We start from the raw sequence: 14,679 nt of genomic DNA, 5'->3' as shown, positions 1-14,679 counted from the left end.
ATATCGTGAAATATATTTAGTGTAGTAGGAAGGATGCAATGAAAGATTTTTCTGACTGGCAGGAGTATGAAGGAAGCTCAGAAGGTAGCGGTCGTAGTGAGAAAATATGGCTTCAGAATATGGAGAATGGAAAAACCGGGTTATTTAAATTTAAGAAGGATATTCAGACAACCGATCATATTTCGGAATGTATTGCCTGTCAAATTGCTGGTTTGCTTGATATACCATGTGCCAAATTTGAAGTAGGATCTTATAAGGGACGTGAGGGATCTATGAGCTACAATATAATTGAGAATTCAGAACAGGTTCTTATTGAAGGAGTTAGTTTTATTACAAATATTTATCCTGAGTATGATCCAGATAATCTCATAGATTGTAGGACAAAGCGAAGATATTCTATTGAAATGATAGTAGAAGTCATAGAAAAATATAGATCTTGTGATGACTTTATAAAAATGTTAATGTTTGATTATTTGATTGGAAATTCAGATAGACATCAGAGCAATTGGGCAATGATTTTGGAAAACGATAAATTAAGATGGTCACCATTGTACGACAATGGTTCTTCGCTATGTGCTTATATTTCAGAAGAGATGGTAAAAAGTTATTTGGGAAAAGATGAAAACAGGTGGCGTGCATTGGTTGATACAAAATCCAGATCAAGAATACGTTGTACATTTTTTGAAAAAAAGCCACCGACACATTTGTCTGTTATGAAATATGTAAAAGAATATTATTTTTCAATTTTTAGAGAATTTTCTGAACAGATATTTACCCAGATAGGAAAAGATAAAATTTGTAATATTTTGAAAGTGTATTCTGCATCGGAATTGTCAGACGATAAAAAAAGCTTGATTACTCGGTATTTATTGGATAAATGCGATATGCTAAAACAGATATATTTGGAAAGGGAGACATGAAATGTCAGTAAAAGATGGTAAAGATTATTTGTATTTGATTTGGAAATGCTCTTCAAACAGAAGGCAATATATTGTAGGGCAGCTTTCCAAAAATGGTCAGTATGAATTCTGCTATTGCGAAGAATTTAACGAAGCTGTGAAAGAGGGATTTTCTCCGTTAATTTCTTTTAAGGACACAAATCGTGTTTACAAAAGCCAGGAGCTTTTTCCGGTGTTTTCTAGTAGACTGCCTGATAGAAAAAGAAAAGATATTAATAAAATTTTGAAAAGATATGGTCTGGAACAATATGATTCTTACGAGTTATTAAAAAGAAGTGGAGCAAAATTGCCAATTGATAATTTGCAGTTTATTGATCCAATTTTGAATTTCTCGCAGGAATTTAAAAAGAGTTTTTATCTGGCTGGCGTGAGACATTATCTGGGATGTAACGGAGACAATTGCTGTGAAGCAGTGGAAGTTGTACCTGGCGAAGAAATAAATTTTGTGTGGGAACCAGATAATTTGTACGATAAAAATGCTGTACAGGCATATGATCAAAGAGAGAAGTTAATTGGTTATGTTCCCAGATATTATTCGGAGGCATTTGCTACATTTCTTAAAGAAAAACGAATGAAAAAAGGAAAGATTTTGTGTGTGGATAAAAATAGTAATTGTGATGAATGTATTAAAATAGAGGTTTCTGTGGCGGGAGTATAATATATGGCGCAGTGTAGACGATATATTATATTTAGATAATAACTTATATACAAGGAGAAAATCAAATTTTGAACGTCAGGATGTATGAATGTGGTTTTGGTGATTGCTTCCGTTTAAGAGAGGACAATCAAGTAGATTTATATATAGATTTTGGTATTCATGCTTCTTCTTGGAAAGGAATTGAAAAAGTAAAGAGATTTGATCAAATTATTTCGGATATGGGAGAAAAGAAGGATTTTCTTTTGACGCATTATCATGATGATCATTTTAATGGAGTTATTTATATGGCTGCTAATTCTGAGCATAGATTTGAAAATGTCTATATCAGTGATGTGTGGGATATGCCCGAAAGTGTTCAGGTTACTGGATTAACATTACTTAGAGAGATTTTTACAAGAAGTGTCATTAGTGAAAATAATACAATAATTAATTTTCTAAAAAGCATTTGTACTAGACATAGTCGTATTTATTTTATTTCTCGTAATATAAAATTTCATAATAACCAGTATATTGCTTTGTGGCCTAAGAAGGATTATGTCGCTAAGAAAGCGTTGGAAATATTTGAAAAATTACAAGACAAGTTAAATAAGAAAATTTTAAAAGAAATTATAAGCATAGCTAGTCAATTAAATAGTATAGTTCTTTCTTATAGTAGAGATGGAGTTATGGAGAACTATGAAACTCAATTTACGGAGTTACAAGAACGACTTCTTAAGGTACAGACAGAATTTGAGAAATTATATAAAGGCAATTATGATAACAACATTCAATATAAACTAACAAAATTTGGCAATTATATAAGTATAGTTTTTCAAAATTGTCATCAAGGAAACAGAAATGTTATTTTTACAGGAGACTTTGGAAAAAAAAGAAATTGGTCATTTATAGAAAAGAATCGAGATAATAATGTTGAAATGCATCCTCATTATGATATAGTTAAGGTTCCACATCATGGAACGAATTCATATTATCATTCTTTCAGAAGAAGAATAGATGGAATGTCAACACTTATGATACCTAATGGATATGGAAATTCACGTTGGAATATATCACCAAATTATAATAGAGATTCTATAGTTGTAAAAAATAAAACAGTATGTGCATACAATAAGAAGTGTTTTGGGGTTGTTTGTCCTAATTGTATATATATATATTCGAAATTTTATTTGGATATTTAAAAGTGTAATATTGAATATAAATAAGGGCGAAAGGGTATTTTCGCATATGAGATTTGCGTTTTGTAAAAAACGATAAAAATCATAAGAAACTATTTGGGAGAAGAGTCTGCTATATGATTACAGTAGAGGAGTGGGGCAATATGGAGTTATATCATGCAAGCAAACAGATAGTTCAATATCCGGAAGTAAGGAAAGCAAAATATACAAAAGGTTTTTCGTGGGGATTTTATTGTACCAATAATATAGAACAGGCGATAAGATAGGCGAATCGAGGTGCTGGAGAACCGATAATCAATTGATTGAATTCTGTGAAAAGCGAGGTGGTCTATAATGACAGATAAGGAAAGAAATGATTATTTCTATGTTTGTGCATTAATAGAATACATTGCAAGGGAAACCCAAAATCACCGGGGAGATATTGTCAGGAAAATAGAGGAAAAAGGAATAAAAAAGTTATTGCAAGATGCTGAGGTGAACCACTGTCTTAGCTTTGAACAGGTAAGAGATGAAGTAATTGATTATTATAAGATAACACCTGGAAATTTTGATACAATTTCCAATTGCAAATATGATGTTCCAAGTTATCTTGATATAGGAAAACTTTACAGTATTATGATAGAAGACTGTGCGGAAACGGGAAAAGAAGTACAGGAATTAATGAAGATTTTTTCTTCTTTTATCAGCGATGAAATATCAAATTTTAATTCGGATTTGTATTATCAGAATCCGGATTATTCCGGACGGGGTTGTGATGCATGGACTGAAGCAGAATTATTGATTGAGAAACAAAGATAAATTAGTTATAATGAAAATGAAACATTCTATAGGATTTATATATAATGAGATCAGCAGAAAAACGGGGTGATGGCATATGGGCAGATTTGTAAATCCTGATAACTATGCGTTTCAAAAAGCGGTAAATTCTGAAATATATGTGGATAAGACAGGCCTGTTAGCCTATACCAATAAAGTGGTTGATACAAAACAGGCTTTTATATGCAATAGCAGACCGAGACGTTTTGGAAAGTCAACGACGGCTGATATGTTAGCTGCTTATTACAGCAAGGGGTGTAATTCAGAATGTCTGTTTAAGAATCTGGATGTTGGCAGGGCAGAGAATTTCCATAAATATTTGAATAAATATGATGTTATACATTTTGATCTGCAATGGTTTATTGATCCGTATGGAAAAATTGACGGATTTATTAAAAATATTCAGGACATTATCGTAGGGGAGCTGCGGGAGGAATATTCTGATGTTTTAGAAGCGAATGTGACAGGGCTTCCGGATGCAATGTCTGTTATAAATGAAAAATTGGGTAATCGTTTTGTTGTGATCATTGATGAATGGGATGTCCTGATACGTGATGAAGCACAGAATCAGAAGATCCAGGAAGAGTATATAGGATTTCTTCGCAGGATGTTTAAAGGAACGGAACCTACAAAATATATAGCCTTGGCATTTCTGACGGGTATTCTTCCAATCAAGAAGTTAAAAACGCAGTCGGCTCTTAATAATTTTTCTGAATTTACGATGCTGGATTCCAGGATTTTTGCGGAATATACAGGTTTTACTGAGGAAGAAGTGCACAGTCTTTGCGAAAAGTATGGCAGAGATTTTCAGAAGGTAAAGAGATGGTATGATGGTTATTTGCTGGAAAAATATCAGGTTTATAACCCCAAAGCTGTTGTAGAAGTTCTTACATGGAATAAGTATCAGAGTTATTGGTCGGAAACCGGTTCATATGAGTCAGTTGTTCCTCTTATCAATATGGATTTTGATGGATTGAAGGCGGCAATTATTGAGATGCTTTCCGGCGATTCAATAGAAATAGATGTGACGACTTTTCAGAATGATATGGTTCATTTTTCGTGCAGGGATGATGTACTGACATATCTGATACATCTTGGTTATCTTGCATATGATCAGGATCATCATAGGGCGTTTGTTCCAAATGAGGAAATACGTCAGGAATTATCCAGAGCAGTAAGAAGAAAAAAATGGAATGAAATGCTTGAGTTTTCCAGAGCTTCGGAAGAATTACTGGAAGCTACGCTGGATTTGGATACCAGAGCTGTTGCGGAGAAAATTGAAAAAATTCATGAGAAATATGTTTCCGTTATTCAATATAACAATGAAAATTCTCTTAGTAGTGTACTTACGATTGCTTATTTGAGTACCATGCAGTATTATTTCAGACCTGTGCGGGAACTGCCAACAGGACGTGGATTTGCAGATTTTGTTTATATTCCAAAGCCGGAATATAAAAATGATTATCCGGCATTGATTGTGGAGCTAAAATGGAATCAGAACGCACAGACAGCGTTACAGCAGATCAGGGAAAAACAGTATCCGGATTCTATTTTGGATTATACAGGGGATGTTCTTCTGGTTGGAATCAATTATAATAAAAAGACGAAAAGCCATGATTGTGTGATTGAGGAATTAGAGAAAAACAAAAGATCGTGAGATTATATGATAGATGTGGATTATTGGGGCAGCAAGCATTAAGGCAAGATAAAAAACATCATGAACTTTGAGGAAAAATTATGAGAAAGAAAAATGAGATAGATCTGCTGCGATTTTATGGTGGGGATATTCGTGAAAAGACAGAAGAAGGAATCATGATAGTAAGTGGTGACGTGATGGCAGATGAACTGTGGGGAGATGCGGAAGCTTACCGGACGTTGAATGCACTGCTTTTTGACGGATATGAGAATGAAAAAGAACGTATCTATAAGGAAGGCCACAGGCTTAATCCTGCATTTATTGAAAGAATAGAGGAGCCACTGAAGATTTACAGAGATGTATTTTCTTTGATGTGCAGGAAAAATCGGGTTGAAGAACCTGTGCGGGTGAAACGTGTTGACCGGAAGGCTTCTCTGTATGCCTATGAGAACGGATATACCGGTTCATTTGTTTCGTGTACAAAAGGGAATTATCAGGATGATTTTTCGAACAAGAATCAGGTGATTCTTCTGGAAGTAGATATTCTGCCGGGAATTCCCTATGCGGATTTTCAGAAGATTGTAACATCTTCAGAATATTCTAATTATGATGAAAAAGAAATTTTGTTGCCTCCATTTTTGCCACTGGAGATAAAACAGGTTTCTTTAAATAAAAAAGAAACGAAAATGCTGCGTGATATGAATGGAAATGCACCGGTCGGAAAATATTTTTTAAAGCTAGGTAAATTTCCAGATTACAGACAGGAGATTAGAGCGTCTAAGGAAGAACTGAAAGAGAGAGTACAAAAGGGCAGTATGTTGGCTGCATCAGAACTTCAGAAAATGAATAATGGACAGTGGGAGGAAGATTATAGCAAGTATGTAGGATGGAAACAAGATCTTCATGCTTACTTGAAACTTGTATATTCTGACATGTGCTATGGAGAAAAGACGGATGGACAATAACGGGGAAATTCGGGGAACCTGGAAGGGATACAAAGAACTGTGGGAGAGTCTTGGCAGCACAAATGAGGAAAAAATAAGTACCCAGCAAAAAATCAGTAATGGAATTAAGGCTTTTTCAGATTATATGAGCCATGCCGATTCAGCGTACTATTATAACAAGACCTATTTGCCCAAGTTCACAGATGAATTCTGGGAATTTCTGCGATATTTTGCGGAAAAATATCCTTATGTAGAAATTTTGTTTACGAAAGTGGGCGGTAAAAGGAATCTTACTCTGAAGATCGACAGATACTGGCAGGTTGAGACAGAAACAGACTGGAGACAAGAGAAAATCAGCTGTCTGGAAAATATAAAGAGAGTATGCAGTGATGAAATGTTTATAGAGTGCAGCGTTTTATGTAATATGCAGCGATATGTTTACAGTGAAAAAATAAATATAAAAAACATGTCCCGGGAGAAATTTGAAGAGAGTATAGGACAGTTTTTGGAATTCCTGAAAAAGTATTTTCCAGATAAAACCGGGGAGGATGAGGATGGAAAAATTAGCATATAGAGAATATCTTTTATCGGATGAAAATATATATCATGCGATTTATTCGATGGAGTCTTATGTATTTGACTACAACCTTCTGGATATAGGTGATAAAATTCGCTATCATCGTCTGAAAGATAAATTTTCGGAAAAATGTATGGACGCAACAATAAAGAAGGTACGTGAAAGGATAGAAAAGCTCCTGGATGAAGGTGAATACATCAGCGCAAAGGTCTATTTCAGACCGAAAAAAATCGGGGATGGGGGTAAAATTGTTTTTCGCCCACTGCATACAACGGATTTGATCACTCAGATTGCGATTGTGTCCATGCTTCATCTTTTTATTTATGACAGAACTGAGGATGGTCGGCTGATTCTGTCAAATCTGAGCAGACTGATACCTGCAAATTTTTTTGGAAATCGTGTATCGACAGATCCCGCGTATTTATTTAAAACCTGGAAAAATCAGTATCAGACTTATAATCAGAAAGCGAATGATGCGCTGAAAAAATATCATACATCGTTGGAATATAAATATGAAGTGTCTCTTGATCTGGAAAATTTCTTTCCGACAATTGATCCGATGGTTGTATATGATTATATAATGAGACATTTACCAACATATCTGAACAAGGATGATAGAGTACTGTTAAAAAAAATGTTGCATAAGCTGGTTTTTTGCAGACTGGAGACAGAGCTGAGCAGAGATATGCAGGAAGAATATTGTAAAATATCAAAACACAGAAGCACAGGTGTTTCATATGAAAAGGATACTTGTGGATATGTACGGGGAATTCCACAGGGACTTCCACAATCTTATTTTCTGGGAAATATTTATATGCTGATCATTTATGAAATCCTTAAAAAAGATTTTCCCGGAGTTGCATATTTTTATGTAGATGATTCTGTGATTTTTACAAATGAGATATCCGAGGAAGGAGATGCATTTACTGAAAAACTGAAACACATTAATGCTGAAATACGAAATACAGAAGAATTTTACAGAGACAAAAATTCAGATCTGTGCTATCCGGAAAATACAGAGGGATTTTATAAAAGCTCACTCTATGGCGTTGGCTTGCATCTGGAGGGAAAAAGCAATTATGTGCGTCTGGACACACTGGATGAAAGTGATCTTTATCTGAAATGTATCAGCAGGGAGGTTTCACAAGGTGGCAATGATTTTTTCAGGATGTATTCAGATGAAGAAAACCGGAATCTGGAAAAGAAATTTGAAAGACTTGCCAGGCAGGTAAGTGCGCGTTGGAAAACGCTGGAAAAAGAGAAGAATTCCGAAGATGCTGAAAAAAGAAAAGAAAACCTTCAAAAGATTCAGGATAAACTAAACAGGTATTACAAATTTTTTGAATATAGACGAATGAGACTGGCGGTAATGCACGAACCGGAGTCAATGGAAGAAGAATATAAAAAGCAAAAAGAAGAACTGAGAAGTATTATATTCGGGAAAAATGGACTGAAAAATTTGCAAAGATTCAGAAACAAGAAGAAATTTTCTGATTCTGATAGAATTGCTATTTTACAAGAATTTATGGGGCAGTACCGGAATAATATATGGGATGCAGCAGTAGGAATGTACAGACAGATTGCAGATGAAAAAGAAAACAGGGAATTACGGGGATATATTCTGCTGATCGATAGGCTTTGTATGGGAGAAACGGATAAGAACTGTTCTTATATGAAACAGGTATATAAAGAACTGCTTTCCGAAGAGTGGAATACAGGCTTATCAGAACGCTATCTGAGACTGAATTATAATGATCCTTACAAAAGCCTGAAGGAATATGCAGCTTTCAGACTACAAAAATATGCAAATAAGCATTACCGGGTTGCAGAAGAATTCTGTCTGAAAATGGAAGAAAAATCTACAGAAGAGATTTTTGCGGAACTTCTTCCGAAATCCATGACAAATAAAATGAAAATTGTCTCTGCTAATACAGAACAGATTATTCGTATGGTGATGAATACAATATATTCATATCTGTTTGCTGTGGAAATTTCGGATAATCCAGTGGTTGCCAAGTACAGCAGGAAAACGTTAAGCTATGGAGAACTGAGAATTTTGCTTTTTCTCAGAAACCGACATTTCCGGATGGAGAATTTCAGAAATCGCAAAATTTCGCTGAAAGATCCGGAAAATGCAGCAGATATAGATTATACGGTTATGAAAGTCGTGGAAATTTTTTATTCTTTTGTGAAAGATCCGGTTCGGATAGATAATCTGATATTGACACACAAATATACCTGTGATGTCTGGAAAAATGGATCCAAGCATTTATATTTTTATACGCTTCATAACCAGGAACATGCGATTGTGCTGATACAAAATATTGTAAAATTGATCCATGCGATTGACTTTATCAAGGTATCAGCAATTGATTTTTATATTTTGTTTCAGGCCTGTTATCTGCATGACATTTCTATGGTGAAAATTCCTTCCAAAGATGGATTTCTGGTAAATATGGATGAGGCAGATCAGCTTGCATATAAATTTTACGGAAAAGAATGTGAATCACAGGAAAAAGAACCGGATATTTTGAAGATAAAGAAATTTATGCTGGACAGCTATAAACTTTTGGATGAATATTTTGAAGGAATTGTCCGGGATAGACATGCAGCCGACAGTGCAGCTGAGATCAGAAAGCCGTTTGAGATGAGTTATATGGAACCGTGTGACAGAGAATTTATTGCGGAAGTAGCAGAATCTCATTATGCGGATGAGAGAGATATTTATGGTTCAAGATCAGTTGCTTCTAAGCAGTTGATAAGTTTGAAATTTGATAAAATCCTCCTACGTCTTGCAGATGTTTTGGACATGAGTAGTTACAGAATTTCCAAACCGATTCTTAACCATAATATCGATCAGATGTCAACAGAGTCTGCATTTCACTGGATTTCACATCTTTTGACGGAAGATTACACGATTGAGACGGAATATGAAACAGAAAAAGAAGATTTACTGACTCCGAAGTCCGTTACGGAAAAACTGATTTTTGTGATAAAAGTAAATATGGCACAGATGTCGGGCTGTGAAATTCAGAACAAGTGCAAAAACATCGGAATCGACTGGAATTCTATGAATAAAAATGAATTGCATCTGACTGCAGGAAAGGAATGTGACGGAGGAAAGGAGCATACATGTAATTTTTTGTGCCAATGGTTTTGTGTGAAAAATAACTATATGATCAGAGAATTTGCCGCATTAAAAGAATACCTGAATCAAAATCCGAATAATTATTTCAAATGCGAGATTGAGATAAAAATTCAATGTGATAATAAATCAATTGATGAGAAGAAATTTGAAATTCTGAAAAACTATCTGGAAAAGAAAAACAGTTGATGTGAAAAATTATTGGAGATACTTGTAAGAAGAATACTGATTGATGGTAAATTTGTATACGAATGATTACCTACTTACTTTTATTTGAATATTTAGGAATAAGAAATATTTTTTTGCTGAAAGATATAGATGGATTGGAATTTGAAAAGTAAATCCTCAAACATGAGTACTGGACAGCAGTAAATCCTCAAACATGAGTACTGGGTATCAAAAATCCCCGCATTTTAGCGGGGATTGAGCAGATTTTACAGAATAGATAGGCACATTGAAAAATTAAGACTTTTTGTGTCGACTGGGGCATTCTTTCTGGACTCTGGGTGACCATGGAAGGAGATCATCAATAAATCTGAGGTCTTTGTCATCCATGTGCTGAGGAATCTCAGTAAGCAGCAGATTGAAATATTCGAAAGTATTTATCATGTTTGCTTTTGCTGTTTCAACCAGACTGTAGAGGATCGCACTTGCCTTTGCACCATTGGAAGATTCGATCATTACAAAGTTCTTGCGGCCAATGGTAAAAGGCCGGATTGCCTGTTCTGCATAATTGTTATCCATCGGGACATTCCCATCAGATAAAAACACACGAAGATATTCTTCCTGATTTATGCTGTAAGCGAGAGCCTTTCCAATTGTACTGTTATGAGTTACCTGTGAGTACTTCTGTTTTGCCCATGCGAAATAAGCATCCACCTTTTATGAAAGAACAAGCTGACGCTGCTTTTTACGTTCTGTAACAGAGAGGTCATCAAAAGTATTATCGATGTGCATGATCTCTGTGATCATGCTATATGCTTCCTGGGCAATCGATCCTCTGGCAGTGTCCTGACCGACAGACTTTATGAATTCTGCAAAAGGTCTTCTGGCGTGGATCCAGCAGCCTGCTACTTTAAGATCACGGCGTTCTTTTGCAAGCTTATGGTAGACCTGATATCCATCCGTGATCACAGTTCCGGAGAATGTCTTCAGGAATTCCCGCGGATGGTCAGAATGACGGGAAGGCTGCCAGTCAAAGAGGACGATGGGATGAGTCCCGCGCAGCGGCCGGTTTCGGTAGACCCACATGTAAGTCGTAAACGATAGAACCTGAGTACCTTGACAAATATCAGGCCGCTTTTAGCGGCCATATTATTTTTCAACTGCTTTCTTAGGCTTCCGGATATGTTCAGGCAAAGACGCAGACCATGGCAGAAGTTCCGTTAGAAAGTCAGTGCTTTTATCCTCTGCATGCTTTGGGATCTCTGTCAGCAGATATTCAAAATAAGCATAAGGCTTCAGATCATTCGCTTTTGCTGTTTCTGCGATACTGTAGATGATTGCTGAACTTGTTGCTCCGTTGATCGTATCAATAATCTCCCAGTTCTTCTTTCCAATACAGAAACCTCGGATTGCACGTTCACTGGCGTTATTATCGATCGGAACATCACCATCGTCCAGAAACACTCTAAGATACCGTTCCTGATTTAAAGCGTAGGTAAAAGCTTCCTTTGTTTTTCCGCTTTTTGGAACTTTAGTCTCATTTTGTTTTAGGTACGCAAAGAAAGCATCCACTAGTGGTTTCACCACCAGCTGACGCTGGGCAAGCCTTTCTTCTGATGAAAGACCTGCTAGTTTTCCTTCTTCCCGGTAAATGGCTTGTATCTGTTTTATAAACAGATGCAGGATAGATTCTTTCTGATGCGCTTTCGGGATGACTTCTAACGCGTCATAGAAGCGACGTCTGCAGTGAACCCAGCAGCCGGCAATCCTCAGATCTTCACGCTCTTTTTCAAGCGTATGATATACCTGGTATCCATCCGTAACACAGATCCCAGTGTAATCCTTTAAAAAATTTCTGGGATGTGATGCATTACGCGTCTTCTGGTATTCATAGAGGACGATCTGACGCTCCGGATACATAAACCCTGACCGGTAGACCCACATATAACTCTTGCTTCCGGCAGAACGTCCGTCTTTATTGACGAGGACCGGAGTTTCATCGGCCTGTATTACGTAACAATCATACAAAAGCTTATGTAGATGGTCATACAAAACTCCCAGATATTCTTCCCCCAGCCGGATCATCCAGTTTGCCATGTTCTGTCTGGTTATGGCAAGACCATACCGCTCGAATTCCTTTTCAAGACGATACAACGGCACCGCATTTACATATTTACCGTTTATGATTGCTGCTGCGAGGGACGGTGAAACAAGACTTCCACGAAGCAGATTCCGAGGATGAGGAGCCTTTACCATATGTTCATCAAGCTTGCTTGAATACACACCGATATGATGTTCTTCTATTTCGACGCGGGCCGGAACAAATTTATAGCACCTTGAGACTGCATCTGGAAGCTGTTTCCATCCATTCTCACCGAATTCAGCAGTCAGTTCCTCTTTGCTCATGTAATGATCGATACGGTTGACAGGAAGGGATGCTATGTCGGCAGCTTTTTTTCCAGGCTGTTTTTTCTTCTTTGGCATTTTCACTTCCAGATCATCTGGTTCTGGTGCATCCAGGTCACAGACAGCTTCTGCCTCATTAAAGAACACAATCGTTCCATCAACCTCCATAAAACAAATCTGTTCTGGATCGGACATCTTTTCACTGGATCTTCCGAAACGGTTCTTTTTGGAGAGGATCAGTTGTTCCATCATCAGCTGCATCTTATCATTTAATGACTGTGTCTGTCCTGTCAGTTCTTCCATCTGTTCCTGCATTCCCAGGAATAGATGGATCAACAATTCTTTGTCAAGTTTATTCAGTTGTTCTTCTGTGTACTTAAATGCCATAACCGGAACTCCTGTCTTTATACTGGTTCTGATTATAACAGATTTTTTGTATTACCGCCAATTCCGGTCATTAGCTTCTTCAGCATAATGACGGTGGATAATACATCTGAAAAGCTGTTGTTTTACAGCATTTCAGATGTATTATCCACAACAGACAAACCAGCTCTTTGCTGATGCATCCTGCCTGGTCTGCCTGTTTGTGGACAACCTTTAGGTTTGAGTGGACAGCCTCTGTTCAGATGTCTTTTTGACTTTTTTATTTTCAGCATTCTGCACAAACTACATGATACTTGGCGTTTCTTTTAACTCTTCAATTGGATACCGGGCAACAATCTCAAGTCCCTGCATCAACATACGATACTGGTCTTTAGTGATAGACATTGCTTCATCTGCAGAGCGCGGCCATCGGAACGCACCATTATCAAGCCTTTTGTACATAAGAAGGAATCCATCTCCTTCCCATAGTAAAGCTTTGATACGGTCAGATCTTCTTCCACAAAACAAAAATAATGTATTTTTATCATATGGATCAAGTTTGAACTGAAAACGCACGATTGTTGCCAGGCCATCAATCCCGCGCCTGAGATCTGTGAATCCCATGGCAAGATATACTTTTTTGAAACCGGAAGCATCCGCATCATTCAACATGGCTGAATGCCCCTATAAGATGACGCAGCATTTCCGGTGACACACCAGAAAATATTTCTGCTGAAAGTCCCTTAGTATTTTTAATTCGTATTAAAGGAGCTGTATCATCGGAAGTAACGGTTTGCGGAATTTTGGGAAGTTCGGTTGAAGCAGTCGTTGGAACTGGTAATTCTACAAAAGCAGTAGCAGCCGTCCCCTGTACCTGCTCCAGACATACTTCACGGACACGACGAAGACGGTAGTAATAGTTTGCTTTTGTAAGATTATTCTGGGCACACCAGGTTTCAACATCCATTCCCTTCGGTCGACTTTGGCAGTTGCGGATCTGCTCTGCCCACTGTTGGAGTCTGACCTGCTGAGCCACAAGGCTGGTTTGTATAGCCATAACATTCCTCCTGATCATAGCAAGTTAAAAAAGTTGAGTACTAAACTTTTTTGACTATTTGATTTTGTTGAATATAATTATGGCACGAGTTTACAGGTATGAAAAGGTACTTAGGTTCTACCGTTTACGATATAGACGGTAATATGCACATACCGAAACGGAAAACCAAGAAAAACGGAGGAAACCACCATGAAGAAGAACATCACCAAGGAAGAAGAAAAAGCCCTGCTGGAGATCGCCAAGCACCTGATGGCAGCGGTAGACAGCCGGGGTGATCTGGAAGCCCGCGATAATGACAGCGAGGACTTCATTGAGGTTCCGGTCTGGGGTATCCAGAAGGCAATGGAAGAAGCCTACCTGCTGGGACGGATGAGCAGATAAACCGACAGCCCCGACACAGCCCCACACAGGGGCTTGTGCCACGGCTGGCAAAATGATCCGAATGAACCGACAGCGCCCCAGACAGGGGCAGATGTGGCGGCGTGGATGCGCCAGGAAGGAAAAGCACATGGAAGAACGGATGATGGATACCATCGTGGAAATCTACAACCACATGGATGACCGCGATAAGGATGCCTTCACACTGGGGGATGCCGAGGATATGGTGGAAGACCAGATCAGGATGGATAAGGAAGCCGGACGGGAACCGCTGGCATATGACCCGCAGTTCTTCTACGATACCATTGTGGAACTCATGGAGCAGGACGCAAAGTGACGTACATTCTGCCTGGTATTCCGGGCAGAAGATCGTGTACTTTAGCCGCTTGCTATCCTTTGC

At 37.6% G+C, this 14,679-nt stretch carries 14 protein-coding genes and 2 pseudogenes; 11 read left to right on the top strand and 5 right to left on the bottom strand.

What is annotated here, in order from left to right:
* Nucleotides 1–38: 38 nt before the first annotated feature.
* From V9W66_RS01015 to V9W66_RS00975, 9 genes and pseudogenes are all read left to right on the top strand, one after another.
* Complete coding sequence (locus tag V9W66_RS01015; protein WP_144092923.1) at nucleotides 39–920, top strand: HipA domain-containing protein; 882 nt, start codon at nucleotides 39–41, stop codon at nucleotides 918–920.
* 1 nt (nucleotide 921) lies between these two features.
* Nucleotides 922–1,617: an HIRAN domain-containing protein gene (locus tag V9W66_RS01010; RefSeq protein WP_144092921.1), complete on the top strand. Its 696-nt coding sequence runs from the start codon at nucleotides 922–924 to the stop codon at nucleotides 1,615–1,617.
* 68 nt (nucleotides 1,618–1,685) lie between these two features.
* A complete protein-coding gene (locus V9W66_RS01005; protein WP_144100328.1) occupies nucleotides 1,686–2,795 on the top strand; it encodes a hypothetical protein in 1,110 nt (369 codons plus the stop codon).
* Nucleotides 2,796–2,935: 140 nt separating this feature from the next.
* Nucleotides 2,936–3,055 (top strand): annotated as a pseudogene (locus V9W66_RS01000) (DUF3990 domain-containing protein); the annotation flags it as partial.
* 70 nt (nucleotides 3,056–3,125) lie between these two features.
* On the top strand, nucleotides 3,126–3,590 hold the full coding sequence (locus V9W66_RS00995) for a hypothetical protein (protein ID WP_144095912.1): 465 nt from the start codon (nucleotides 3,126–3,128) through the stop codon (nucleotides 3,588–3,590).
* Nucleotides 3,591–3,666: 76 nt separating this feature from the next.
* Complete coding sequence (locus V9W66_RS00990; RefSeq protein ID WP_144095910.1) at nucleotides 3,667–5,265, top strand: AAA family ATPase; 1,599 nt, start codon at nucleotides 3,667–3,669, stop codon at nucleotides 5,263–5,265.
* A gap of 80 nt (nucleotides 5,266–5,345) precedes the next feature.
* Nucleotides 5,346–6,209: a hypothetical protein gene (locus V9W66_RS00985; RefSeq protein ID WP_144095908.1), complete on the top strand. Its 864-nt coding sequence runs from the start codon at nucleotides 5,346–5,348 to the stop codon at nucleotides 6,207–6,209.
* Nucleotides 6,199–6,762: a hypothetical protein gene (locus tag V9W66_RS00980; RefSeq protein ID WP_144095906.1), complete on the top strand. Its 564-nt coding sequence runs from the start codon at nucleotides 6,199–6,201 to the stop codon at nucleotides 6,760–6,762. Before V9W66_RS00985 ends, V9W66_RS00980 begins: the two co-directional genes overlap by 11 nt.
* Nucleotides 6,743–10,099: an HD domain-containing protein gene (locus V9W66_RS00975; protein ID WP_144095904.1), complete on the top strand. Its 3,357-nt coding sequence runs from the start codon at nucleotides 6,743–6,745 to the stop codon at nucleotides 10,097–10,099. The genes V9W66_RS00980 and V9W66_RS00975 overlap by 20 nt, the downstream gene beginning before the upstream one ends.
* 273 nt (nucleotides 10,100–10,372) lie before the next feature.
* On the opposite strand, the gene V9W66_RS00970 is transcribed toward V9W66_RS00975, so the two are convergent.
* From V9W66_RS00970 to tnpA, 5 genes and pseudogenes are all read right to left on the bottom strand, one after another.
* Complete coding sequence (locus V9W66_RS00970) at nucleotides 10,373–10,591, bottom strand: transposase domain-containing protein (RefSeq protein ID WP_279231863.1); 219 nt, start codon at nucleotides 10,589–10,591, stop codon at nucleotides 10,373–10,375.
* A pseudogene (locus V9W66_RS00965) lies at nucleotides 10,577–11,161 on the bottom strand (IS66 family transposase); the annotation flags it as partial. The pseudogene V9W66_RS00965 and the gene V9W66_RS00970, both read right to left, overlap by 15 nt.
* Nucleotides 11,162–11,224: 63 nt before the next feature.
* A complete protein-coding gene (tnpC, locus tag V9W66_RS00960) occupies nucleotides 11,225–12,868 on the bottom strand; it encodes an IS66 family transposase (RefSeq protein ID WP_439362804.1) in 1,644 nt (547 codons plus the stop codon).
* Between the two features lie 279 nt (nucleotides 12,869–13,147).
* Nucleotides 13,148–13,516, bottom strand: a complete 369-nt coding sequence (gene tnpB, locus V9W66_RS00955) for an IS66 family insertion sequence element accessory protein TnpB (RefSeq protein WP_195280333.1) — start codon at nucleotides 13,514–13,516, stop codon at nucleotides 13,148–13,150.
* Nucleotides 13,506–13,901, bottom strand: a complete 396-nt coding sequence (gene tnpA / locus V9W66_RS00950; RefSeq protein ID WP_118516239.1) for an IS66 family insertion sequence element accessory protein TnpA — start codon at nucleotides 13,899–13,901, stop codon at nucleotides 13,506–13,508. Before tnpA ends, tnpB begins: the two co-directional genes overlap by 11 nt.
* 189 nt (nucleotides 13,902–14,090) lie before the next feature.
* On the opposite strand from tnpA, the gene V9W66_RS00945 reads away from it, so the two are divergent.
* Nucleotides 14,091–14,282 (top strand): DUF6900 domain-containing protein, encoded by a 192-nt coding sequence (locus V9W66_RS00945; protein ID WP_144095659.1) that lies wholly within the window; start codon nucleotides 14,091–14,093, stop codon nucleotides 14,280–14,282.
* A 127-nt stretch (nucleotides 14,283–14,409) separates the two neighbouring features.
* Complete coding sequence (locus V9W66_RS00940; protein ID WP_144095661.1) at nucleotides 14,410–14,616, top strand: hypothetical protein; 207 nt, start codon at nucleotides 14,410–14,412, stop codon at nucleotides 14,614–14,616.
* Nucleotides 14,617–14,679 lie beyond the last annotated feature (63 nt).

This window comes from Blautia massiliensis (ex Durand et al. 2017), from assembly GCF_051861785.1.
GTDB lineage: Bacteria > Bacillota > Clostridia > Lachnospirales > Lachnospiraceae > Blautia_A > Blautia_A luti_A.
This window is presented reverse-complemented; position numbering and strand designations above follow the sequence as displayed.